Raw genomic sequence first — 22,396 nt, forward strand, 5'->3', positions numbered from 1 at the left:
GTGGTGTAGCGGGCTACACCACCGGTCCGGGGGCAGGCCCGGGTGCGAGGGGCGCCGGCGTCGCTTACGGTGTGCTGCGAGGTGACGGCGAGGTGACATGAACAGAGCTCTGAGACGCAGCACGGAGGCGACCGGCGAGCTGGTCGGAGCCCTGCGCACGGGCCTGCCCGCGATGGCAGGGCTCGTCCCGCTCACGGCGGCGCTCGTCCTGTCGTTCCTCGTGCTGCCGTGGCTGCCGTCGGCCGTGAAGCCCCTGCGGGCGCTCGCGAACGCCGAACGGCGGCGGGCCGGACGCGTCCTCGGCCGCGAGATCCCCGAGCCGTACCGCCCGTCCTCAGGCGATGGCCTCGGCGAGGCGCGCCGCCTGCTGCGGTCGCCGTCCACCTGGCGGGACGCGGCCTGGATGGCGGTGCACGGCCTCACCGCCCTGGTCGCGGCGATGGTCGCGGTCGCGGTGTGGCCGGCCATCCCGTTCACGCTCTCGCTGCCGCTGTGGTGGTGGGCGGCGCCCGAGGGCTCCCAGTCGGCGTTCATCACCCTGGACAGCTGGCCCAAGGCGCTGACGATGCCGTTCGTGCAGGGGGCCTTCGACCTGGGCATCCTGCTGTGGCTGGTGCCAAGGCTCGTGCGGTGGCAGGCCAGGCTCGCCGAGGTCCTGCTGGGGCCCACCCGGCGCACCAGCCTCGCCGAGCGGGTCGAGGAGCTGACCGAGACCCGCGCCGAGGCCCTGGAGGCGCACGGCGCCGAGTTGCGCCGCATCGAGCGCGACCTGCACGACGGCACGCAGGCCCAGCTCGTCGCCGCCGCCCTGCGGCTCGGGCTCGCCGACCGCCGCTTCGACGCCGACCCGGACGCGGCCAGGACGCTGTTCCTGGAGGCCAGGGACGGCGTCGAGGAGGCCCTCACACAGCTGCGGACGGTGATCCGCGGCATCTACCCGCCGATCCTGTCCGACCGCGGCCTGGCGGGGGCGCTGCGGGCGCTCGCCGCCGGGCAGCCGATCCCCGTCGACCTGCACGTCGAGGACGGCCGGGCGCCCGCCGCCGTCGAGGCCGCCGCCTACTTCGTCGTGGCCGAGGCCCTCACCAACATCGCCAAGCACAGCGGCGCGCGGCACGGCGAGGTCGCGCTCCGCCGCGAACCCGCCCGCCTCACGATCACCGTGCGGGATGATGGCAAGGGCGGGGCCGATCCGGACCGGGGCAGCGGCCTCGCGGGCATCCGCCGCCGGGTGGCGGCGCTCGACGGGACGACCCGCCTCGACAGCCCCGACGGGGGAGGGACGACGCTTCAGGTGGAGCTGCCGTGCGGATCGTGATCGCGGAGGACAGCGTCCTGCTCCGCGAGGGCCTCGTCATGCTGCTGGACGCGGGCGGCCACGAGGTGGTCGCCGCCGCGGGCAGCGGCCCGGACGTGCTGCCCGCCCTGCTGGAGCACCGCCCCGACGCGGCCGTCCTCGACGTCCGGCTGCCGCCCGGGTTCCGCGACGAGGGGCTGCGCGCGGCGATCGAGGCGCGCAGGCGGCTCCCGGGTCTTCCGGTGCTGGTCCTGTCGCAGTACGTCGAGCAGACCTACGCCGCCGAGCTGCTCGCGGGCGGCGCCGGAGGCGTCGGCTACATGCTGAAGGACCGGGTCGGCCGCGTCGACGAGTTCCTGGACGCCCTGGACCGCGTCGCCGCCGGGGGCACCGCCCTCGACCCCGAGGTGGTCTCCCAGCTGATGACGTCCCGGCAGGACCCGCTCCAGGCCCTCACGCCCCGCGAGCGCGAGGTCCTCGGGCTGATGGCGCAGGGCCTCGACAACGCCACGATCGCCGAGACGCTCGTCATCACCGAGCGGTCGGTGAGCAAGCACATCGGCGCCGTGTTCGCCAAGCTCGGCCTCCCGCCCACCGACAGCGGGCACCGCCGCGTGCTCGCCGTCCTGGCCTACCTGAACTCGTGAGGGTCCGCCGGGGCGCCCGCGCCCTCCTCCTGGACGGCGGCTCGCTCGTCCTCCTGCGCCGCACCGTCCCCGGCCGCCCCGTCTACTGGACGACCCCGGGCGGAAAGATCGAGCCCACCGACGCGTCACCGGAGGCCGCGCTGCGCCGGGAGCTGGACGAGGAGCTCGGCGCCACGGCCGGGCCCGTCCGGCAGGTCTTCGCGTGCGCCGAGCAGACACCCGAGCTGCACCGCCTCAACACCTTCTACGTCTGCCGGCTGGTGGCGATGGACCTCTCGCGCCGGCACGGCCTCGAGTTCGACGACCCCGCGAACGGCCGCTACGACGTGGACCGCGTCCCGTGCACGCCCGACGCCCTCGGGTCCCTCCGCCTCGTCCCCGAGATGCTCTCCGCCTACCTGCGCGACCACGCCGGCGACCTCCCCGGCCTCGTGCCCGGCGGGCAGGACGCCGGGCACGAGGGACGGGGTATGGCTGAGGCGTGATACCGGAAGGCCGGGAAGGGTATTTGATCGTTTCCCCGGCGGGCGGGAGGCTGGCCCCGGAGGCGGAGGTGCTCTCGTGAGCGATCTGGACGACTGGCCGGGCAGCGAGCTGAGCGACGAGGAACTGGACGTCGCCTACAACGTGCGCAGGAAGGCCGGACCCGAGCTGTTCGACCGGCACATGGCCCGGTACCGGGCCATGTCGGAGGCGGCCGTCGCGGGCCTGCCCGGGCACCCGGGGATCGTCTACGACGAGGCGAGCGGGGAGCGCCTCGACGTCTGGGGCACGGGCGGGGAGCCGCGCCCGGTGTTCGTCTTCCTCCACGGCGGCTACTGGATGGCGCTGTCGCGGGACGTGTCGTCGTTCATGGCGAGGACGCTCCACGAGCAGGGCATCGCGACCGTGGTGCCCGACTACACGCTCGCGCCGAAGGCGACGCTGGAGGAGATCGTCCGGCAGGTGCGGGCCGCCGTGGCCTGGGTCCACCGGCACGGGCGGGACCACGGCCTCGACCCCGACCGGATCGTGGTGGGGGGCAGTTCGGCGGGCGGGCACCTGACCGGCATGACCATGGTCGGCGGATGGCAGGAGCAGCTGGGGCTTCCCATCGACGTGGTCAAGGCCGCGATGCCGTTCAGCGGGCTGTTCGACATCCGGCCGATCACCCGCGTCTACGTCAACGAGTACGTGCGGCTGGACCTGGAGCGCGCGGCGGCGCTCAGCCCGGCGCTGCTGCCGGCGCGGTACCGCTGCCCGGCCGTCATCGCCGTCGCGGAGCACGACGGGGACGGATTCCTCGCGCAGTCCCGCATGTTCCATCCGCGCTGGGACGCCGGGGACCTGATGGTCGTCCCGGACCGCGACCACTTCGACGTGGTCCTCGACCTGGCGGACCCGGACTCCATGGTCGGCCGGGCGCTCGTCGACCTGGTCCGCGCGGTGTGATCAGCCGGCGGTGATCTCAGCCGCCGCGCCGCGGAGATGGTCCAGCATCAGCCGGGCGGACGGGGTCGGGGCGCGGTGCGCGGGAAGCGTGACGCCCACCTGTCGGCGGACGGTCTCCAGCGGCACCGGCAGCGGCGCGATGTCGGCGTCGGTCCGCGCGACCAGCTCGGGAAGGGCGGCGATCATGTCGGTGTCGCGGACGAGGGTGCGCACGGTCAGCACCGAGGTGCACTCGACCAGGTTGCCGGGCGGCTCCAGGCCCTCGGCGCGGAAGACCTGCTCCAGCTCCGACCGCAGCGCCGTCCGCTCCAAGGGCAGCACCCACGGGTAGGCGAGCAGGTCGGCGAGGCCGAGGCCCGGCACCGAGCGCGCGGGATGGCCGCGGCGGGCGACGAGGCGGACGGGCTCGCCGTACAGGGTGATCTGGCGCAGGCCGCGCAGGTCGTCGATCGGGTTGAGGCGGCCGAGGATCAGGTCGATCTCACCGTCCAGCAGGCGGGGGACCTGCGCGTCGAAGGTGGCCTCCTGGACGATCACGGTGACGCCGGGCCGGTCCCGCTTCAGCGCCGCGATCGCGCGGGGGAGCAGCACGCTGGAGCCGGCGAGCAGGGTGCCGATCGTGACCGTGCCGACCTCGCCGTCGGCCAGGCCGCTGATGCGCTCGCCGGCGCGGCGGAGCTCGGCCAGGACGGCGCGGGCGTGCTCGACGAACGCGTCGCCGAACATCGTCGGGGTCATGCCGCGCGGGCCGCGGGTGAACAGCTCCACGCCGAGGACGCCCTCCACCTCGCGCAGGCTGCGCGTCACCGCGGGCTGCGCGAGCCGCAGGTGCTCGGCGGCGCGCAGGACGCTGCCGTGGTCGGCGACGGCGACGACGAGCACCAGGTGCCGCAGCTTGAGCCGTCCGTTGAGCAGGTCGATCGCGCGCATGCCGCCTTGGTATCACAGATCGGTCATAACCGGCGGCCCGCCGGTCACCGTCCGGGTATGGGCGGGGCGGGGGAGTGCGGCATTCCGGCCACGGCCTCCGGCATACCCGTTCCGTCATATCGACCGGGTGGTTTGGTATTTGCCAGGCATAGCTTCGCGGGCAGAGGATCAGGATGTCGAGCCACGCGGGAGGAAACGGATGAAGGCTGAGCACTACGTCGGCGGGGTGTTCCGTACGGACGGTCCGGCCTTCCCCCTCATCGCACCCGTGGACGGCACCGAGCTGGGCACCGTCCCCGAGGCCACGCAGGAGGTCGTCGACGACGCCGTGGCCGCGGCCCGGTCCGCGCTGAAGGGCCCCTGGGGCGCGATGGCCGCCGAGGAGCGGGCCGCGGCGCTGCGGCGCGTCGCGGACGGCATCCAGGCGCGGTTCGAGGAGTTCGTGGACGCCGAGGTCGCCGACACCGGCCGGCCCCGTGCGTTCGCCGAAACCGTCGACGTGCCGCGCGCCGTCGGCAACTTCCGCGCCTATGCCGACCTGCTTTACGGGCGGCCCGAGCGGGCCTACACCACGCGGGTCCCGGGATGGAGCTCCGGGACGGGCGAGGCGCTCAACTACACGGTGCGCCGGCCGCTCGGGGTGGTGGCGGTCGTCTCGCCGTGGAACCTGCCGCTGCTGCTGTCCACCTGGAAGATCGCGCCCGCGCTCGCGTGCGGGAACACCGTGGTGGCCAAGCCGTCGGAGGAGACGCCGTCCACCGCGACGCTGCTCGCCCGGGTGATCGACGACGCGGGCCTCCCGGACGGCGTGTTCAACCTCGTGCACGGGCACGGCCCCGGCGCCGCGGGCGAGTTCCTCACCGGGCACCCGGGGGTCGACGCGATCGCGTTCACCGGCGAGTCGGCCACCGGTGCGGCGATCATGCGCAACGCCGCCGACCACGTCACCCCCGTCTCGTTCGAGCTGGGCGGCAAGAACCCCGCGCTCGTCTTCGCCGACGCCGACCTGGACGCCGCCGTGGACGGCACGGTCCGCTCCTCCTTCACCCACTCCGGGCAGATCTGCCTGTGCACCGAGCGCGTCTACGTGGAGCGCCCCGTCTTCGAGGAGTTCACCGCGAGGCTCGGGGAGCGGGCCAGGGCGCTGGAGGGCTACGGGCCGATGATCTCGGCCGAGCACCGCGACAAGGTCCTGTCGTACTACCGGCTCGCCCGCGAGGAGGGCGCCACGGTCGTCGCGGGCGGCGGCGCGCCGGAGTTCGGGGACGCGCGGGACGGCGGCTTCCACGTCGAGCCGACCGTCCTCACCGGCCTCCCCGAGACCGCCCGGAGCGTGCGGGAGGAGATCTTCGGGCCGGTCTGCCACGTCGCGCCGTTCGACACCGAGGACGAGGCCCTCGCGCTCGCCAACGACAGCCCCTACGGCCTCGCCTCCACCGTGTGGACGCGGGACCTGTCGCGGGCGCACCGGGTGGCGCCGCGCGTCGAGACCGGGATCGTCTGGGTGAACTGCTGGAACCTGCGCGACCTGCGCACCCCGTTCGGCGGCGTGAAGGCGTCCGGGATCGGGAGGGAGGGGGGAGAGTACTCCTTGGACTTCTTCTCCGAGCCCGTCAACGTCTGCATCCAGATCTGAGAGCGAGCCCAGTGACCACGAACATCGAGGCCGCCGCCGAGCGGCTCCTCGGCGCCTACGCCGCCGGCGCCCCGTGCGCCCCCGTCCGCGACCTGATCACCACCGCCGACGACGCCTACGCCGTCCAGGACCGGCTGACCGAGCGGTGGCTGGGGGAGGGGCGCCGCCTCGCCGGGCGCAAGATCGGGCTGACCTCGCGCGCCGTCCAGGCGCAGATCGGGGTGGACAGCCCCGACTTCGGGATGCTGTTCGCCGACATGGCCGTCCCGGACGGGGAGGAGATCCCCGCCGGCGCCGTCCTGCAGCCGCGCGCCGAGGCCGAGGTGGCGCTCGTGCTGGAGCACGACCTGACCCACGAGCGGCACACCGCCGCCGACGTGATCCGGGCGACGGCGTTCGCGCTGCCCGCCATCGAGGTGGTCGGCAGCCGCGTCCGCGACTGGGACATCACGCTCGCCGACACGGTCGCCGACAACGCCTCCTCCGGCATGTACGCGCTGGGCAACCGCCCCGTCCCGCTCAAGGACGTCGACCTGCGCCTGTGCGGGATGGTGATGGAGCGGCGCGGCGAGCAGGTCTCGACCGGCAACGGCGCCGCCTGCCTCGGGCACCCGCTGAACGCCGCGCTGTGGCTCGCCGACACCCTCGTCCGGGTCGGCCGCCCGCTGCGCGCGGGCGACACCGTGCTGACCGGCGCGCTCGGCCCGGTCGTCCCGGCGAACCCGGGCGACGTGTTCGAGGCGCGCATCGACGGCCTCGGCGACGTCCGCGTCGCCTTCGGCAAGGAGGAGTCCTGATGGCCGACGTGCACGCGCTCGCGGCGGAACTCGACGAGGCGGCCCGCAACGTCCGGGCGATCCCGAAGCTGACCGCCCGGACACCTCTGGACGTCGCGACGGCGTACGCGGTCCAGCGCGCCGGGATCGAGCGGCGGCGCCGCAGGGGCGAGCGGCTCGCCGGGGTGAAGATGGGGTTCACCAGCCGCGCCAAGATGGTCCAGATGGGCGTGGACGACGTCATCTGGGGCCTGCTGACCGACGGCATGGCGGCCGAGTCGTCGGTGGACGTGTCCCGCCTCGTCCATCCCCGCGTCGAGCCGGAGATCGCGTACCTGATCGGGCGGGAGGTCCGCTCCGCCGCCGAGGTCGAGTCCGCCGTGGCGGGCGTCGCCGTCGGCTTCGAGGTGCTCGACTCCCGCTACGAGAACTTCGACTTCACCCTCCCGGACGTCATCGCCGACAACGCCTCGGCGGCCCGGTTCGGCGTCGGCGCCTGGCACGCCCCCCGCGACCTGTCGAACACCGGGCTCCTGCTGGAGATCGACGGGCGTCCCGTGCAGACGGGCTCGTCCGCCGCCATTCTCGGGGACCCGGTGCGGTCGCTGCGCGCGGCGGCGCGGCTCGCGCTCGCCGCCGGGCTGACGCTGGAGCCGGGTTGGATCGTCCTCGCCGGCGCCGCGACGGCGGCCGTCCCGCTGCCGAAGGACGCCCATGTCCGGGTCGTCGGCGCGGGCCTGGGCGCCGTGGAGGTGACGACCTGATGGACGAGGCGATCCTGGTGGAGGGCAAGGCGCGGCCGCGCGGGCGGTTCCCGCACCTGCGGCGCGCGGGCGACCTGGTCTTCGTGTCCGGCACGAGCTCGCGCCGCCCGGACGGGACGTTCGCCGGGGCGAGCGCCGACGCCATGGGCGTCACCGACCTCGACATCCGGGAGCAGACCCGCGCCGTCATCGAGAACATCCGCGACCTGCTTGAGGCGGCGGGGGGCGGGCTTTCCGACGTCGTCAACGTGACCGCCTACCTGGTGAGCATGAACGACTTCGGCGGTTACAACGAGGTCTACGGGGAGTACTTCGACGAGACCGGCCCCGCCCGCACGACCGTCGCCGTCCACCAGCTCCCGCACCCGCATCTGCTCATCGAGATCTCGTGCGTCGCGCACATCCCGCAGGCGACGCGGACCGGAAAGGAGGGCGGAGCATGACCCTGCCCCAGCTGTCGTTCGGACGGCCGTTCAACTTCGACGCCTGGATCGAGGAGCACCGGGACCTGCTGAAGCCCCCGGTCGGCAACGTCCAGGTCTTCGACGACGCCGGGCTGATCATCATGGTGGTCGGCGGCCCCAACCAGCGCACCGACTTCCACGACGACCCGACCGAGGAGTTCTTCTACCAGCTCAAGGGCAACATGGTGCTCCGCGTCATGGAGGAGGAGGGCCGCCCGCCCACCGACCTGCAGATCAACGAGGGCGACGTCTTCCTGCTGCCGCCGCACGTCCGGCACTCGCCGCAGCGGCCCGAGCCCGGGTCGATCGGCCTCGTCGTGGAGATCCCGCGCCCGGAGGGCCTCACCGAGGCGTTCGAGTGGTACTGCACCGAGTGCCACCACCTCGTCCACCGCGCCGAGCTCCAGGTCCGCTCGATCGTCGACGACCTGCCGCCCGTCTTCGAGGGCTTCTACGGCGGTGACCGAACGTGCCCGAACTGCGGCGCGGTCCACCCGGGCCGGCAGTGGCCGCGCTCGATGACCCCGACGACGGCGCCCCGTGTCTGACGGGGCCCTCGTGACGGTCTTCGACGTCCACACGCACGTCTTCCCGCGGATCGGCCGGGCCGAGGGGCGGATCCTCGCCGACGAGGGCGAGCCGTGGCTGCGCGTCGACGGCGGCGGCGCCGGGATGATGATGTGCGGCGACCAGGAGTACCGGCCCGTCGGAGAGGCGCTCTGGGACGCCGCGCGCCGCGTGGCCGACATGGACGCCGCCGGCGTCGACCGGCAGGCCGTCTCGTCCACGCCGCTGATGTTCGGGTACGCGGCCGAGCCGTCCCGCGCCGCCGACTGGTGCGACCTCGTCAACGACCGCATCCTCGCGTTCTGCGCGGACGCCCCCGACCGGCTCGTGCCGCTGTGCCAGGTACCGCTCCAGGACCCGGAGCTCGCCTGCGAGGTCGCCACGCGGGCGTCCGCCGCGGGGCACCGCGGCGTCCACATCGGCAACCACGTCGGGGACCGCAACCTCGACGACGAGGGGATCACGGCGTTCCTCGCGCACTGCGCGGAGCTCGGCCTGCCCGTCCTGGCGCACCCGTGGGACATGCTCGGCGCCGACCGGATGCGCGGCCACATGCTGCCGTGGCTGGCGGGGATGCCCGCCGAGACGCAGCTGAGCATCCTCGGGCTGATGCTGTCGGGGGCCTTCGAGCGGCTCCCGGAGTCCCTGCGGCTGTGCTTCTGCCACGGCGGCGGCAGCTTCGCGTTCCTGCTCGGGCGGGCCGACAACGCCTGGCACCGCCGCGACATCGTCCGCGCCGACTCGCCGCGCCCGCCGTCGGAGTACGTCGGCCGCTTCCACGTCGACTCGGCCGTTTTCGACCCGCGCGCGCTCCGGCTGCTCGTCGACGTGATGGGCCCCGAGCGGGTCATGCTCGGCACCGACTACCCGTTCCCGCTCGGCGAGAAGGACCCCGGCGCGACCATCCGGGCCTGCCCCGGCCTGGACGACGCCGAGCGCGCCCTGCTGCTCGGCGGCAACGCGGAGGAGTTCTTCGCGCCCGCCCACGACCTGGTGACCACCGAAGGAATGACGCAGTGACCCTGGAGGACGAGGCGCGGCGCCTCGACGCGACCGACCCGCTGCCCACGCTGCGAGGGGAGTTCCTCGTCCCGCCAGCCCCCGGCGGCCCCTACGAGGAGGCCGCCTACTTCGCGGGCAACTCGCTCGGGCTCCAGCCGAGGAGCGTGGCCGGGCGGCTCAGCGAGGAGCTGGACGACTGGGCGCGGCTCGCCGTCGAAGGCCACACGCAGGCCCGCCGCCCCTGGGTGGACTACCACGAGCTGCTGCGGGGGCCCGCCGCCCGCCTCGTGGGGGCGCGCCCGCACGAGGTCGTCGCGATGAACTCGCTGACGGTCAACCTGCACCTGATGATGGCGAGCTTCTACCGGCCCGCCGGGGCCCGCACCCGCATCGTCATCGAGGACACGGCGTTCCCGTCCGACTCCTACGCGGTGGCGAGCCAGGCCGTCCACCACGGGCTCGATCCGGCCGAGGCGGTCGTGCGGCTCAGGCCGCGCGACGGCGAGGACAACCTGCGCACCGAGGACGTCATCGGGTTCCTCGAACGCGAGGGCGGCACGGTCGCGCTCGTCCTGCTCGGCGGGGTCAACTACCTGACCGGCCAGCTGATGGACATGCCCGCGATCACCAAGGCGGGCCGGGCCGCCGGCGCCGTCGTCGGGTGGGACCTCGCCCACGCCGCGGGGAACGTCCCCCTGCGGCTGCACGACTGGGACGTGGACTTCGCCGCCTGGTGCACCTACAAGTACCTCAACAGCGGTCCGGGCGCGGTCGCGGGATGCTTCGTCCACGAGCGGCACGTCCGGGACTCCTCCGTGCCGAAGCTGTCGGGGTGGTGGGGCACCGACCCGGCCGTCCGGTTCCGGATGGACCCGGCGATCGCGCCGCCCGCCTCCGCCGACGCCTGGCAGCTGTCCAACCCGCCGATCATGGCGCTCGCGCCGGTGCTGGCCTCCCTGGAGATCTTCGACCGGGTCGGGATGGACGCGCTGCGCGCCAAGAGCGAGCGCCTCACCGGCTACCTGGCGGCCCGGCTCGCGGACGCCGGCGCCGACGTCGTCACCCCGTCCGACCCGGCGGCGCGCGGAGCCCAGCTCTCGCTGCGGGTGCCGGACGCGGGCGGGCTCGTCCGGCGGCTCGCCGCGGCGCACGGCGTCGTCGCCGACGCCCGCGAACCGGACGTCATCCGGCTCGCGCCCGTCCCGCTGTACTGCACGTTCCACGACTGCCACCGCGCCGCCGAGGCACTCGCCGATCTTCTTTAGGTGTGTCGGTGCATGGGTCCGCCCCGCATCGGGTAAGTTCGTCTGCGTTGCACGATGGCGTCGGCCCGGCCGGCCGGCGCCAAGCAGTCTCGAAGCGTTTTCTCCGGGTGACCGGCGGGCGTGAGTGAGTCCGCTTGCAGCCCGGGCCGCCGACCGGCGGACCGGAGACGTTTTACCCGGAAGGGAAAGACCATGGCCGAAGGCACCGTGAAGTGGTTCAACGCTGAGAAGGGCTTCGGGTTCATCGCGCCTGACGGCGGCGGCCCCGACGTGTTCGTCCACTACTCGGCGATCACCACCAACGGCTACCGCAGCCTCGACGAGAACCAGCGCGTCGGGTTCGAGATCACCCAGGGCCAGAAGGGCCCGCAGGCCGAGGGCGTCTACCCGCTCTAAGGTCCTGCCGGATCTCAGATGAGGCCGGGGACGCTCCGCGTGTCCCCGGCCTTTCGCATGCCCGGCGGCAGTGCGCGGCCGGCTCCGCCCTAGGGCAGCGCCGACCCGGCGTGTTCGGCGGGCTCCGCCGGGGGCCGTGCGTCGGCGCCGCCGCGCGGGGCCAGCGCGCCGGCCGACACGGTCATCACCGCGACCACGCACGTGATCATCCCGAACGCGGCCGGGTAGGACAGCGCCCCGGCCGTCCAGCCGGTGACGGCGGGCGCGGTCAGCCCGGACAGGTAGGTGATCGTCGCGACGCCCGCCACGCCCTCCCCGGGGGTGGCGCCGGCGGAGCCCGCCGCCGTGAAGACGAGCGGCACGACCGTCGCCACGCCGATGCCGAGCAGCGCGAAGCCCCCGACGGCCGGCCAGGGCGCGCGGGACGCCGTGACCGCCGCGCCGCCGAGGACCGCCACCACGCCGGCGCAGCGGACCACCCGGACCGGGCCGAGCCGCCGCACCAGCCGGTCGCCGAGGAGCCGGGTGCCCGCCATGCACGCGACGAAGACCGTGTAGCCGGCGGCGGCCAGCCCGGGGCCGGCGCCCGCCACCTCCGTCAGGTAGACCGCGGTCCAGTCGGTGCTCGCGCCCTCGGCGAACATGGCGCAGAAGCCGACGACGCCGATGGCGAGGACGGCCCGGGTCGGCAGGGCGAACCGGCGCGGCGCCGGAGCGCCGGGGTCCGGGCGGACGTCCAGCAGCCCGCGCCCCGCGGGCACGCCCGCCGCCACGAGCACGGCGGCGACCAGCCCGAGATGCAGCCGGGCGTCGATCCCCGCGTGCGCGGCCAGGATGCCGGCGCCGCCCGCGACGAGGCTGCCGACGCACCACAGGCCGTGCAGCCCGGACATGATCGGCCGCCCCAGGTGCCGCTCCACCGACACCGCGTGCGCGTTCATCACCACGTCGGACATGCCGGCGGCGGTCCCGAACAGCAGCATCGCCGCGAACAGGAAGGCGGGCGCCGGGGCGAGGGCGGGGAGCGCCACGGCGGCGCACCAGGCCGCGATCAGCAGGCGGGTGGCGCGGCGCTCGCCGATCCGGTGCGCGACGCGGCTCGCGGTCGGCATGCCGACGAACGCGCCGACGGACGGGCAGAGGAGCGCCAGGCCGAGGACGCCGGGGGACAGGTCGAGCCGGTCCTGGATCCAGGGGATGCGGGTGGCGAGGGAGCCGGCGACGGCGCCGTGCAGGACGAAGACGACCGCGATGGCGCGGTGGGGAGACCTCATGGTCCCAAAAACTAACAGGCAGCCTTCCTGATGAAAAGAGAAAATCAGGTAGGCTCCCTGCCTACTAGCATGGGGGCGTGAAGACCGCCGACCCGACGATGGCCCGCGCGATCAACGACCGGCTGGCGCTCGACCTGCTGCTGGAGCGCGGGCCGCTGACCGCGCCGCAGCTGCGGACGCTGACCGGGCTGTCGCGCCCGACGGTGTCCGACCTGATCGAGCGGCTGCGCGCCGGCGGCCTGATCGAGGTGGCGGGGGAGGCCGGCGCCGACCGGCGGGGCCCGAACGCCCGCCTCTACGGGCTGGTCGCCGACCGCGCGCACATCGCCGGGGTCGACCTGCGCCGCGACGCCGTGCACGTCGGCGTCGCCGACATCGCGGGGAACCCGGTGGGGGCGGCGTCCCGGCCGCTGCCGCCGTCCCCCGACCTCACCGCGGTCGTCGCCGGAGCCGTGGCCGAGGCGGCGGAAGGCCGCACGCTGCACACGGTGGTGCTCGGCACCCCCGGACTGATCCATCCGCGCACCGGGCGCGCCACCGGCGACCACGTCCCCGGCGGCAGGCCCGACCTCGGGGAGGCGCTCCGCGACCGGCTCGGCGCGCCGGTGCTCGTGGAGAACGAGGTCAACCTGGGCGCCGTCGCCGAGCACCGGGAGGGCGCCGCGGCCGGCCGCGACGACTTCGCGCTGCTCTGGCTGGACGACGGCGTCGGCGGGGCGCTCGTCCTGGACGGGCGGCTGCGGCGCGGCGCCTCCGGCGGCGCCGGCGAGGTGGGCCTGCTGAAGTTCGGCGGCACGGAGTTCTGCAGCCTGCTCGACCCGGCGGCCGTGGCGGGCCTCGGCGACGAGGCGGTCGCCGCGCGCATCACCGAGGCGGTGTTCGTGCTCGTCGCCGTCCTGGACCCGGGGCTCGTCGTGCTCGGCGGGGCGTTCGGCCGCGCCGGCGGCGACCGGCTCGCGGAGCTGGTCGCCGGGCACCTGGGCGTCCTCAGCCCGGCCGCCACCGAGGTGCGGGCGAGCCGCGTCGAGGGCGACGCCGTGCTGCGGGGCGCGGTCCTGACCGCCCTCGACCTCGTCCGCGACGACGTCTTCGGCTAGGGGCGCCTCACGCCTTCGGCAGGCGCTCGCCCGCCCGGAGCCGGTCGAGGCCGAGCCAGATGAACTCCACGGCCATCTGCTCGGCGCGCTCGCGCGGCGTGTCGGGATGCTCCAGCCACCACGACACCATCGACAGCATCGACCCGTACATCAGCGGGACGAGCAGCCGCGCCCGCCGCTCGTTCACCGCGAGCGCGGCCGGCGACAGCGCCGGGTCGGCGCGGCGGCGGCGCAGCAGCAGGTCGGCGAACGCGGTGCCGAGGCGGTCGCGCAGCTCCCGCAGCTCCAGCCCCACCTCGGGCTTGTCGAGGTGCCGGACCACGAGCGCCCACGCGTCCGGCTCCTCGGTGGCGTAGTCGAACAGCACCCGGATCATCGCCCGGATGCCGTCGGCCGAGCCGTGCGCCGCGAGCACGGCCCGGTTCAGCCTGCCGGTGAGCTCGGCGACGATCACCTCGGTGATCTCGGCGAACAGCTCCTCCTTGGAGGTGAAGTGCTGGTACAGCAGCGCCTTGGAGACCTGCGCCGCGGCCGCCACGTGCTCCATCTGGGTCAGGTGGTAGCCGCGCCGGCCGAACTCCGCGAGCGCGACCTGCAGCAGCTGCTCGCGGCGCCGGGCGTGCGGCATGCGCCGCCGCGCGCCCGGCGCCGCCTCCCCCGTGCCGTTCGTCATGTGCCGAGGTACCCGCCGAGCTCGGCGCGGGCCACGGAGCGCACGTGGACCTCGTCCGGGCCGTCCGCGAGGCGCAGCGTGCGGAGCCCGGCCCACATCGCCGCGAGCGGGGTGTCGTCGCTGACGCCGGCGCCGCCGTGCACCTGGATCGCCCTGTCGACCACGTCCAGCGCGACGCGCGGGGCGATCACCTTGATCGCCGCGACCTCGGACCGGGCGGCCTGCACGCCCTGCTTGTCGATCAGCCAGGCGGTCTTGAGGGTGAGCAGCCGCACCTGCTCGATGGCCATCCGCGACTCGGCGATCTGCTGGCGCACCACGCCCTGCTTGGCCAGCGGCCCGCCGAAGGCCACGCGCGACACCGCGCGCTCGCACATCAGCTCCAGCGCCCGCTCGGCCATCCCGATCGCGCGCATGCAGTGGTGGATGCGGCCGGGGCCGAGGCGGGCCTGCGCGATGGCGAAGCCGCCGCCCTCCTCACCGACCAGGTTCTCCACCGGGACGCGGACGTCGGTGAAGGTGATCTCGCAGTGGCCGTGCTGGTCCTGGTAGCCGAACACGGGCAGCGGCCGGACGACCTCCACTCCGGGCGCGTCGAGCGGCACGAGCACCATCGACTGCTGCCGGTACGGGTGGCCCTCCGGGTCCGTCTTGCCCATCACGATCATGATCTTGCAGCGCGGGTCGGCGGCGCCGCTGATCCACCACTTGCGGCCGTTGATGACGTAGTGGTCGCCGTCCCGCTCGATGCGGGTGGAGATGTTGGTGGCGTCCGAGCTCGCCACGTCCGGCTCGGTCATCGCGAACGCGCTGCGGATCTCCCCGTTCAGCAGCGGGACGAGCCACCGCTCCTTCTGCTCGGGCGTCCCGAACAGGTGCAGGACCTCCATGTTGCCGGTGTCGGGGGCGGCGCAGTTGGTCGCCTCGGGCGCCAGGTTGGGGGAGCGGCCCGTCACCTCGGCGAGGGAGGCGTAGTCGGTGACCGAGAGGCCGTGCGCGGGGTCCTCGCTGTCGGGAAGGAACAGGTTCCAGAGGCCGCGCTTGCGCGCCTCCACCTTGAGGTCCTCCACGATCTGGGGGACGTGGTGCTCGCGGCCCGCCGCGCGCAGCTCCGCCCGCTGCGCCGCGTAGACCGGCTCGGCCGGGTAGACGTGGGAGTCCATGAAGTCCTGGAGGCGGCCGAGGTGGTCCCGGGCCCGCTCGCTCAAACCGAAGTCCATTCCGCTAGAGTAACTGACGAGTCAGTTACTTCGGGAGGAGTCCCCCATGGCACCCTTCGACGGCACCGGCAAGGTCGCGCTGATCACAGGCGGATCCAACGGCATCGGCGCCGCGGTGGCGCGCCGCCTCGCACGCGAGGGCGCGCGCGTCGTGCTCGCCGACGTCGACGCGGAGGCCGGGGACGCCCTCGCCAAGGAGCTGGACGGCGCGTTCGTCCGCTGCGACGTGCGCGAGCCCGCCGACAGCGAGGCCGCCGTCGCGGCCGCCGTCGACCGCTTCGGGGGCCTGGACGTGGCGTTTCTCAACGCCGGGGTCGCTGGCGGCGGGGGCGTCGGCGACGACTTCGACCTCGCCGCGTACCGGCGGGCCATGGGGATCAACCTCGACGGCGTCGTGTTCGGCGCGCACGCCGCGCTGCCCGCGCTGCGCGCCCGGGGCGGCGGCGACATCATCGCCACCGCGAGCATGGCGGCGCTCACCGCGACGCCGTTCGACCCGGTCTACGGCGCCAACAAGGCGGCCGTGGTCGGGCTGGTCCGCGCCCTCGGCCCGACGTTCGCCGAGGAGGGCATCCGCGTGAACGCGCTGTGCCCCTCCTTCGCCGACACAGACATCCTGACCCCCATGAAGGGGCAGCTCCAGGAGGCCGGCTTCCCGATCCTGGACGTGGGGGACGTCGTCGAGGCGTTCATGCGGATCCTGGACGCGGACGGCGCGGGCGAGGCCTGGTACGTGGTGCCGGGCCGCCCGTCCGAGCCGTTCCGGTTCCGCGGCGTCCCCGGCCCCCGCTGAGCGTCCGAGAGCTTCCGAGAGGAGAGTCATGCGCGCGATCCAGATCACCGAGTTCGGCGGACCGGAGGTCCTGACCGTCACCGAGCTCCCCGACCCCGTCGCCGGGCCGGGGCACCTGCTCATCGACGTCTCCCGGGCCGGCGTGAACTACGCCGACACCCACCAGGCCGAGAACAGCTACCTGTCGGAGTCCACGCTGCCGATGGTGCCGGGCGGCGAGGTCGTCGGGACGACCCCGGACGGCCGCCGCGTCGTCGCGCTCGTCGGCACCGGCGGCTACGCCGAGAAGGCCGTCGCCCCCGAGGCGCTGGCCTGGGACGTCCCGGACGCCATCGACGACCTCACGGCCCTCGGCATGATCGTCCAGGGGGCGTCGGCGTGGGTGCTGCTGCGCCGCAGCGTCCACCTGGAGCCCGGCGAGTCCGTCGTCGTGCACGCCGCCGCCGGCGGGGTCGGCACGATCGCCGTGCAGCTCGCCAAGGCCTGGGGCGCCGGGCGGGTCATCGCCACCGCCTCCTCCAAGGAGAAGCGCGACCTCGCCCTCGACCTCGGGGCCGATGTCGCGATCGACCCGAACGTGCCCGACCTCACCCGGGCGCTGATCGACGCCAACGAGGGCAGGCGCGTCGACACCGTCCTGGAGATGACCGGCGGGACGGTGACCGACCAGAGCCTGCGCGCCCTGGCCCCGTTCGGCCGCCTCGCCTTCTACGGCATGGCGTCGCGCACCGAGCCGTCGCCCGTCCGGCCCGCCACCCTCATGTCGCACTCCACCACGATCTCCGGCATGTGGCTGGCGCACGTCTTCCAGCTCCCCGGCAACGTGATGCGCCGGGCGCTGGACGAGCTGTTCGGCCTCGCCGCGCAGGGCGGGCTCCGCGTCGTCGCCGGCGGCGAGTACGGGCTGACCGAGGCGCGGCGGGCCCACGAGGACCTGCGCGCGCGCCGCACCACCGGCAAGCTCGTCATCGACCCGTCGCGCTGAGCCCCCGGCTCGGGCTAGCCGACGAGCCCGTTCTCGTAGGCGTAGACGACGGCCTGGGTGCGGTCGCGCAGCCCGAGCTTGGTCAGCACGTGCCCGACGTGCGTCTTGACCGTCTGCTCGGCCAGCACCAGCTCGGCGGCGATCTCGGCGTTGGACAGGCCGCGCGCCATGAGGCGCAGGACGTCCAGCTCGCGCGGCGTCAGCCCCGCGGTCGCCTTCGGGCTCGGCCGCTGGTGCCGGCGCCGGCGCGCGAAGTCGCCGATCAGCCGGCGGGTGATGGACGGGGCGAGCAGCGCGTCGCCCGCCGCCACGACCCGCACGCCGTTCACCAGGTCGGCCGCCGAGGCGTCCTTCAGCAGGAACCCGCTGGCCCCCGCGCCGAGCGCCTCGTAGACGTACTCGTCCAGGTCGAACGTCGTGAGCATGAGCACCTTGGGCCGCGCGCCGGCCGGGTCGGCGTCCGGATCGGGGGCGCCGGCCAGCTCGGCGGTGGCGGCCAGGCCGTCCATCTCCGGCATCCGGATGTCCATGACGACCACGTCCGGGTCCAGCCGGCGGGCCATCTCCACCGCCTCGCGGCCGTTGCCCGCCTGGCCGATCACCTCGATCCCCGGATCGGAGGACAGCAGCGCCGCGAGCCCGTCGCGGATCATCACCTGGTCGTCGGCGATCAGCACACGAATCGTCACGGCACAACCCTACGGGTCGAGTGATCGGCGCGATCGGGACTAGTCCGGATCGCCGTAGGGCAGTTCGGCGACGACCGACCAGCCGGCGTCGTCGCGGGGGCCCGCCTCGATGCTGCCGCCGAGCATCGCGACGCGCTCGCGCATGCCGACCAGGCCGTGGCCGCCGCCCTGCGACTCCTCCGGCGTGCTGCGGGCGCCGTCATCGGTGATCGACACCACCAGCGTGCCGGTCCCGTACCGCACCTCGACGTGCACCCGGGAGCCCGGCGCGTACCTGGAGGCGTTGCTCAGCGACTCCTGCACGATCCGGTACGCCGACAGGTCGACCCCGGCGTCCAGCGGCCGCGGCATGCCGACGACGGCCGTCGCGACGGCGAGGCCGGAGCGGCGAGCCGCGCCGACCAGGTCGTCCAGCCGCTCCAGGCCGGGCTGCGGGGCGCGCTCGGCGCTCTCGTCGTCGGCGCGCAGCAGCCCGACGACCCGGCGCGTCTCGGTGAGGGCCTCGCGGGCCGCGTCCCGGACGACCCCGAACGTCTGCCGCGCGGCGTCCGGCAGGTCGGGGATCTTGAACGGGGCGGCCTCCGCCTGCATCGCGATCACCGACATGTGGTGGGCGACGACGTCGTGCAGCTCGCGGGCGATGCGGGCCCGCTCCTCCAGCACCGCCTGCCGGGCGAGGTCGCGCCGGTGCTGCTCCTCGCGCAGGCGCAGCTCCTCCACGGCCGAGTGCCGCCCGCCGACCGCGTCGCCGAACGTCAGCGCGACCGCGGCGATCCCGGCGAGGATCATGCCGAACCAGCCGGGCATGCCGAACAGCACGGCGGGCGCGAGCACGCCGGCGATGGTGACCGCGCCCACCCCGACGGTGGTCTGCCGCGCGGCGCCGACCCCGGTGAAGAACAGGATGACGACCAGGGCGAGGATCGCCGTCACCGGCCACGGCATGAAACCCTCGCCGTGCCGGACGAAGACCGTGAGCAGCAGGCCGGTCGCCGCGACGCGCCAGGCGGCGAGCGGCCAGCGGGCCGCGAACACCAGGGGCGCCGCCTGGAGCACGCCGAGGGGCCAGGCCAGCTCCGCGTCGACGCGGTACTGCGTGATGGAGATGGCGATGGAGCCGGCGGTGAAGCCGATGGTCAGCGCGACCAGGACGGCCAGGATCGGGATGCGCAGCGCGGGGTGGGCGGGCAGCAGCGTGACGGCCGGCTCGTCCTGGCCGGGCACGAGGGCGGCGCGGACGCCGGCGGCGAGCCGGGTGCGGCCCGGTGCGTGGCGGTCTGGATCGTTCATTTGGGTGCGAGCCTAGAACGCCCGGGCCCCCGGCGGCCTGCCTCCGGGGAGGGAGATCCGATCCGGCCCCTGGGTATCAGCCCTGGCAGGGCTCCCGGGACGGTTCGGGAGGGCGCCAAACAGCTATTTCCGATTGACTTTATAGGGAATCTGCGCCACGCTGGTCCCGTGTCGATCTCCGGACTCCGCCACCAGCGCCTGCACGTCGACCTGCGCCGCCAGGCCGGCGCGCTGTGTCGCCGCCCGCCCCGCTGAACGCGACGACGAACGGCAGCACACCGCTAGGAGAACGCCCGACATGACCGTCACCACGACCGGCCTCACCGTGCCCGCGACCGCGGGCGCCCCCTTCACGCCGCGGCGCCTCGCCGAGCGGGCGCGCGGGCTCGCGACCGAGCCGGGGGAGTGGCTGCACCGGGTCCGCCTCGACCCGCAGGGGCGCTGGTACGAGCGCGTCCACCAGGACGCCGACCACGAGATATGGCTGATCAGCTGGCTGCCCGGCCAGTCCACCGGGTTCCACGACCACGGCGGCTCCGCGGGCGCGTTCGCGGTGGCCCTCGGAGCCCTGGAGGAGCAGCGCGCCGGCGCCGCGCGCCGGGTCGGAGCCGTGCACGGCGTCGGCGCCGGGCAGGCCCGCTCCTTCGGCCCCGGCTACGTCCACGACGTGCGCAACGCCTCCGACGCCCCCGCCGTGAGCGTCCACGTCTACTCGCCGCCGCTCACCGCCATGCGCCGGTACGACGTGGACGCGGGCGGCGGCCTCGTCCGGCTCGCCGACGAGTCCGCCGCCGACTGGTGAGCCCGGGCCGCCGGGAGCCGCGATCTTGCGGTGATCGCCGGGGCGGCGGACACTGCGGGAATGACCGACCTGAGTCATCCCATTTTCGCCCGGCTCTACCCGCGGCTGGACGCCGGCTGCGCCAAGGCGGGCGGCGACGCGCTCCGGGCCGAGCTCCTCGCCGGGGCGTCCGGCCGCGTGGTGGAGGTGGGCGCCGGGTACGGGGCCAACTTCGCCCACTACCCGCCCGAGGTCACCGAGGTCGTCGCCATCGAGCCCGAGCCGCGGCTGCGCGCGAAGGCCGGCCACGCGGCGGACCGCGCGCCGGTCCCGGTCACGGTGCGCCCCGGCCTCGCCGAGGACCTCGACCTCGACGACGCGTCCTTCGACGTGGCCGTGGCCTCGCTCGTGCTGTGCTCGGTCCGCGACCCCGTCCGCGCGCTGGCCGAGCTGCGGCGCGTCCTCAAGCCGGGCGGCGAGCTGCGCTACTACGAGCACGTGCGGGGCGCCGCCCCCGGCAAGGTGCGCTTCCAGCGCTACGCCGACCTGCTGTGGCCGTTCTTCGCCGCCGGATGCCACGTCTCCCGCCCGACGGACGAGTGGATCGCCGGCAGCGGGTTCACCGTGCGGGAGGAGCGCCGGTTCGAGTTCCCGGAGCAGGGCCGGGCCAACCCGGCCTCCCCGCACGTCATCGGGACCGCCGTCCGGGACTGACCGGACATCACCCGCATAAGGTCCGGCTCCCGGGGAAGATCGGGCTCCATGACCGCAGGGAGCGAACCGGAACAGGTGGACGAGCGGCTCCAGGACGGGCCGTCCCATACCGCCGCGGTGGCGGCGCTGCTGGCGGGTGCCGCCGCCCTCGGCGGGTTCCTCTTCGGCTACGACTCCTCCGTGATCAACGGGACGGTCGACGCCCTCAAGCAGGAGTTCGGCCTGGGCGGCTTCGCGGTCGGCTTCGTCGTGTCCGCCGCGCTGCTCGGCTGCGCGGCGGGCGCCTGGTTCGCCGGCCCGCTGAGCGACCGGATCGGCCGGGTGCGGGTGATGCTCATCGCCTCCGGGCTGTTCGTGGTCAGCTCGCTCGGCTCCGCGCTGGCCTTCAGCGCGGTCGACCTCACCGCCTGGCGGCTGGTCGGCGGCCTCGCCATCGGCGCCGCATCGGTGATCGCGCCCGCCTACATCGCCGAGATCGCCCCGGCCGAGCTGCGCGGCCGGCTCGGGTCCCTGCAGCAGATGGCGATCGTGCTCGGCATCTTCGCCGCCCTCGTCGCCGACTACGCCATCGCGCGGGTGTCCGACGGCGGGGCGACCGGGACGTTCCCGTGGGGCGGGGGCGCGTGGCGGTGGATGTTCGCCAGCGCCGTCGTCCCGGCCGTGATGTACGGCGTGATCGCCACCACCATCCCCGAGTCGCCTCGCTACCTGGTCAAGAAGCACGAGACGGCCCGCGCCCGGCAGGTGCTGCGGCGCGTGATGGGCCGCGGCGACGTGGACGTGAAGATCACCGAGATCGTGCGGTCCATCGCCGCGGACCGGCCCGTCCGGCTGCGTGACCTGCGCGGGAGCCGGCTGGGGCTGCTGCCGATCGTCTGGGCCGGGATCCTGCTGTCGGTGTTCCAGCAGTTCGTCGGCATCAACGTGATCTTCTACTACTCCTCGTCGCTGTGGCAGGCGGTCGGGTTCTCCGAGAACGACGCGATGCTCACCTCGGTGATCAACTCGGTGGTCAACGTCGCCTTCACGCTGGTCGCGATCGCGCTCGTCGACCGGGTCGGGCGGCGCCCGCTGCTGCTGACCGGAGCCGCCGGCATGGCGGTCTCCCTCGGCACCCTCACCGCCTGCTTCGCGACCGCCCCCGTGGTGGACGGCGAGCCGCACCTCGGCGGCGCCGCCGGGCCCGTGGCGCTCGTCGCGGCCAACGTGTTCGTCGCCTCCTTCGCCGCGACGTGGGGGCCCGTCGTGTGGGTGATGCTCGGCGAGATGTTCAACAACTTCATCCGCGCGTCCGCGCTGGCCGTCGCCGCCGCCGCCCAGTGGCTCGCCAACTGGGTCGTCACGACGACGTTCCCCGGCATCTCCGGCTTCTCCCTCGGCCTGGCCTACGGCATCTACACGCTGTTCTCGATCCTGGCGTTCGTGTTCGTGCTCCGCGCCGTCCCCGAGACCAAGGGACGCGAACTGGAGGAGATGGACGACCTCGCCGCCCCGAGGGGGGCCCGCGCGTAAAGGGCCGGGCCCCGCGCCCGCCCATCGGTTACAGTGGTGTCATGCCGTACGCGTTCGCAGAGACGACGACGCCGGGCCACTCCCGGCGCGACGGCGGCATGTCCTGACATTGCACGCGGAAGGGCCCCGGGAGCGATCCCCGGGGCCCTTCCGCTGTCCGGGGACGCCACGGGCCCTCCGCCGACCGAGAGGA

Annotated in this window: 24 protein-coding genes; 18 read left to right on the plus strand and 6 right to left on the minus strand. The window is 74.5% G+C overall.

Annotated features, from left to right (window positions below):
- The first annotated feature begins 97 nt into the window (after positions 1-97).
- From AB0C21_RS35260 to AB0C21_RS35275, 4 genes are all read left to right on the plus strand, one after another.
- On the plus strand, positions 98-1,318 hold the full coding sequence (locus AB0C21_RS35260; RefSeq protein ID WP_500210212.1) for a sensor histidine kinase: 1,221 nt from the start codon (positions 98-100) through the stop codon (positions 1,316-1,318).
- On the plus strand, positions 1,306-1,944 hold the full coding sequence (locus AB0C21_RS35265; RefSeq protein WP_149264715.1) for a LuxR C-terminal-related transcriptional regulator: 639 nt from the start codon (positions 1,306-1,308) through the stop codon (positions 1,942-1,944). The genes AB0C21_RS35260 and AB0C21_RS35265 overlap by 13 nt, the downstream gene beginning before the upstream one ends.
- On the plus strand, positions 1,941-2,429 hold the full coding sequence (locus AB0C21_RS35270; RefSeq protein ID WP_500210213.1) for an NUDIX domain-containing protein: 489 nt from the start codon (positions 1,941-1,943) through the stop codon (positions 2,427-2,429). The genes AB0C21_RS35265 and AB0C21_RS35270 overlap by 4 nt, the downstream gene beginning before the upstream one ends.
- 76 nt (positions 2,430-2,505) lie before the next feature.
- On the plus strand, positions 2,506-3,375 hold the full coding sequence (locus AB0C21_RS35275) for an alpha/beta hydrolase (RefSeq protein WP_500210215.1): 870 nt from the start codon (positions 2,506-2,508) through the stop codon (positions 3,373-3,375).
- Here the strand turns inward: AB0C21_RS35275 and AB0C21_RS35280 are convergent, their stop codons facing one another.
- A complete protein-coding gene (locus tag AB0C21_RS35280; protein WP_500210217.1) occupies positions 3,376-4,305 on the minus strand; it encodes a LysR substrate-binding domain-containing protein in 930 nt (309 codons plus the stop codon).
- A 199-nt stretch (positions 4,306-4,504) separates the two neighbouring features.
- Here AB0C21_RS35280 and AB0C21_RS35285 point away from each other — a divergent pair, with 199 nt between their 5' ends.
- The 8 genes from AB0C21_RS35285 (at position 4,505) to AB0C21_RS35320 (ending at position 11,175) form a co-directional block, all read left to right on the plus strand.
- Positions 4,505-5,941, plus strand: coding sequence for a 2-hydroxymuconic semialdehyde dehydrogenase (locus AB0C21_RS35285; RefSeq protein ID WP_500210218.1), 1,437 nt, complete (start codon positions 4,505-4,507; stop codon positions 5,939-5,941).
- 11 nt (positions 5,942-5,952) lie between these two features.
- Complete coding sequence (locus tag AB0C21_RS35290; RefSeq protein WP_305790882.1) at positions 5,953-6,738, plus strand: 2-keto-4-pentenoate hydratase; 786 nt, start codon at positions 5,953-5,955, stop codon at positions 6,736-6,738.
- On the plus strand, positions 6,738-7,481 hold the full coding sequence (locus AB0C21_RS35295) for a 2-keto-4-pentenoate hydratase (RefSeq protein ID WP_149264719.1): 744 nt from the start codon (positions 6,738-6,740) through the stop codon (positions 7,479-7,481). Before AB0C21_RS35290 ends, AB0C21_RS35295 begins: the two co-directional genes overlap by 1 nt.
- Positions 7,481-7,924 (plus strand): RidA family protein, encoded by a 444-nt coding sequence (locus AB0C21_RS35300; protein ID WP_500210220.1) that lies wholly within the window; start codon positions 7,481-7,483, stop codon positions 7,922-7,924. Before AB0C21_RS35295 ends, AB0C21_RS35300 begins: the two co-directional genes overlap by 1 nt.
- The gene (locus AB0C21_RS35305) at positions 7,921-8,493 is read left to right on the plus strand and encodes a 3-hydroxyanthranilate 3,4-dioxygenase (RefSeq protein ID WP_500210222.1); all 573 of its coding nucleotides are present in this window, start codon (positions 7,921-7,923) and stop codon (positions 8,491-8,493) included. Before AB0C21_RS35300 ends, AB0C21_RS35305 begins: the two co-directional genes overlap by 4 nt.
- The gene (locus AB0C21_RS35310) at positions 8,486-9,532 is read left to right on the plus strand and encodes an amidohydrolase family protein (RefSeq protein ID WP_235037424.1); all 1,047 of its coding nucleotides are present in this window, start codon (positions 8,486-8,488) and stop codon (positions 9,530-9,532) included. The genes AB0C21_RS35305 and AB0C21_RS35310 overlap by 8 nt, the downstream gene beginning before the upstream one ends.
- The gene (gene kynU / locus AB0C21_RS35315; protein ID WP_500210223.1) at positions 9,529-10,779 is read left to right on the plus strand and encodes a kynureninase; all 1,251 of its coding nucleotides are present in this window, start codon (positions 9,529-9,531) and stop codon (positions 10,777-10,779) included. The genes AB0C21_RS35310 and kynU overlap by 4 nt, the downstream gene beginning before the upstream one ends.
- A 192-nt stretch (positions 10,780-10,971) precedes the next feature.
- Positions 10,972-11,175 carry a cold-shock protein gene (locus AB0C21_RS35320; RefSeq protein ID WP_067639228.1) on the plus strand — a complete coding sequence of 68 codons (204 nt, stop codon included), beginning with the start codon at positions 10,972-10,974 and terminating at the stop codon, positions 11,173-11,175.
- 89 nt (positions 11,176-11,264) lie between these two features.
- Here AB0C21_RS35320 and AB0C21_RS35325 read toward each other — a convergent pair whose 3' ends face one another.
- Positions 11,265-12,449: an MFS transporter gene (locus AB0C21_RS35325; protein WP_500210224.1), complete on the minus strand. Its 1,185-nt coding sequence runs from the start codon at positions 12,447-12,449 to the stop codon at positions 11,265-11,267.
- A gap of 77 nt (positions 12,450-12,526) precedes the next feature.
- Here AB0C21_RS35325 and AB0C21_RS35330 point away from each other — a divergent pair, with 77 nt between their 5' ends.
- Positions 12,527-13,546: an ROK family transcriptional regulator gene (locus AB0C21_RS35330; RefSeq protein WP_500210226.1), complete on the plus strand. Its 1,020-nt coding sequence runs from the start codon at positions 12,527-12,529 to the stop codon at positions 13,544-13,546.
- Positions 13,547-13,553: 7 nt separating this feature from the next.
- On the opposite strand, the gene AB0C21_RS35335 is transcribed toward AB0C21_RS35330, so the two are convergent.
- On the minus strand, positions 13,554-14,219 hold the full coding sequence (locus AB0C21_RS35335) for a TetR/AcrR family transcriptional regulator (protein WP_149264722.1): 666 nt from the start codon (positions 14,217-14,219) through the stop codon (positions 13,554-13,556).
- On the minus strand, positions 14,216-15,439 hold the full coding sequence (locus tag AB0C21_RS35340; protein ID WP_500210227.1) for an acyl-CoA dehydrogenase family protein: 1,224 nt from the start codon (positions 15,437-15,439) through the stop codon (positions 14,216-14,218). The genes AB0C21_RS35335 and AB0C21_RS35340 overlap by 4 nt, the downstream gene beginning before the upstream one ends.
- 46 nt (positions 15,440-15,485) lie before the next feature.
- Between AB0C21_RS35340 and AB0C21_RS35345 the strand changes: the two genes are divergently transcribed.
- Together AB0C21_RS35345 and AB0C21_RS35350 are read left to right on the plus strand one after the other, a co-directional pair.
- Positions 15,486-16,232, plus strand: coding sequence for an SDR family oxidoreductase (locus AB0C21_RS35345; protein ID WP_500210228.1), 747 nt, complete (start codon positions 15,486-15,488; stop codon positions 16,230-16,232).
- A 28-nt stretch (positions 16,233-16,260) separates the two neighbouring features.
- Positions 16,261-17,217 (plus strand): quinone oxidoreductase family protein, encoded by a 957-nt coding sequence (locus AB0C21_RS35350; RefSeq protein WP_500210230.1) that lies wholly within the window; start codon positions 16,261-16,263, stop codon positions 17,215-17,217.
- A 14-nt stretch (positions 17,218-17,231) separates the two neighbouring features.
- On the opposite strand, the gene AB0C21_RS35355 is transcribed toward AB0C21_RS35350, so the two are convergent.
- Both AB0C21_RS35355 and AB0C21_RS35360 read right to left on the minus strand, forming a co-directional pair.
- On the minus strand, positions 17,232-17,906 hold the full coding sequence (locus tag AB0C21_RS35355; protein ID WP_141576397.1) for a response regulator: 675 nt from the start codon (positions 17,904-17,906) through the stop codon (positions 17,232-17,234).
- 39 nt (positions 17,907-17,945) lie between these two features.
- Positions 17,946-19,196 (minus strand): sensor histidine kinase, encoded by a 1,251-nt coding sequence (locus tag AB0C21_RS35360; protein ID WP_500210232.1) that lies wholly within the window; start codon positions 19,194-19,196, stop codon positions 17,946-17,948.
- Between the two features lie 298 nt (positions 19,197-19,494).
- On the opposite strand from AB0C21_RS35360, the gene AB0C21_RS35365 reads away from it, so the two are divergent.
- The 3 genes from AB0C21_RS35365 to AB0C21_RS35375 are packed head-to-tail and all read left to right on the plus strand — an operon-like array spanning position 19,495 to position 22,203.
- Positions 19,495-19,998, plus strand: a complete 504-nt coding sequence (locus AB0C21_RS35365; RefSeq protein ID WP_500210234.1) for a cysteine dioxygenase — start codon at positions 19,495-19,497, stop codon at positions 19,996-19,998.
- Positions 19,999-20,058: 60 nt separating this feature from the next.
- Entirely contained in the window at positions 20,059-20,691 is a 633-nt protein-coding gene (locus AB0C21_RS35370; RefSeq protein WP_149264729.1) for a class I SAM-dependent methyltransferase, read from the plus strand.
- Between the two features lie 48 nt (positions 20,692-20,739).
- Positions 20,740-22,203 carry a sugar porter family MFS transporter gene (locus AB0C21_RS35375; RefSeq protein ID WP_500210236.1) on the plus strand — a complete coding sequence of 488 codons (1,464 nt, stop codon included), beginning with the start codon at positions 20,740-20,742 and terminating at the stop codon, positions 22,201-22,203.
- Positions 22,204-22,396: the final 193 nt, after the last annotated feature.

This window comes from Spirillospora sp. NPDC049024, from assembly GCF_040649235.1.
Lineage (GTDB): Bacteria > Actinomycetota > Actinomycetes > Streptosporangiales > Streptosporangiaceae > Spirillospora.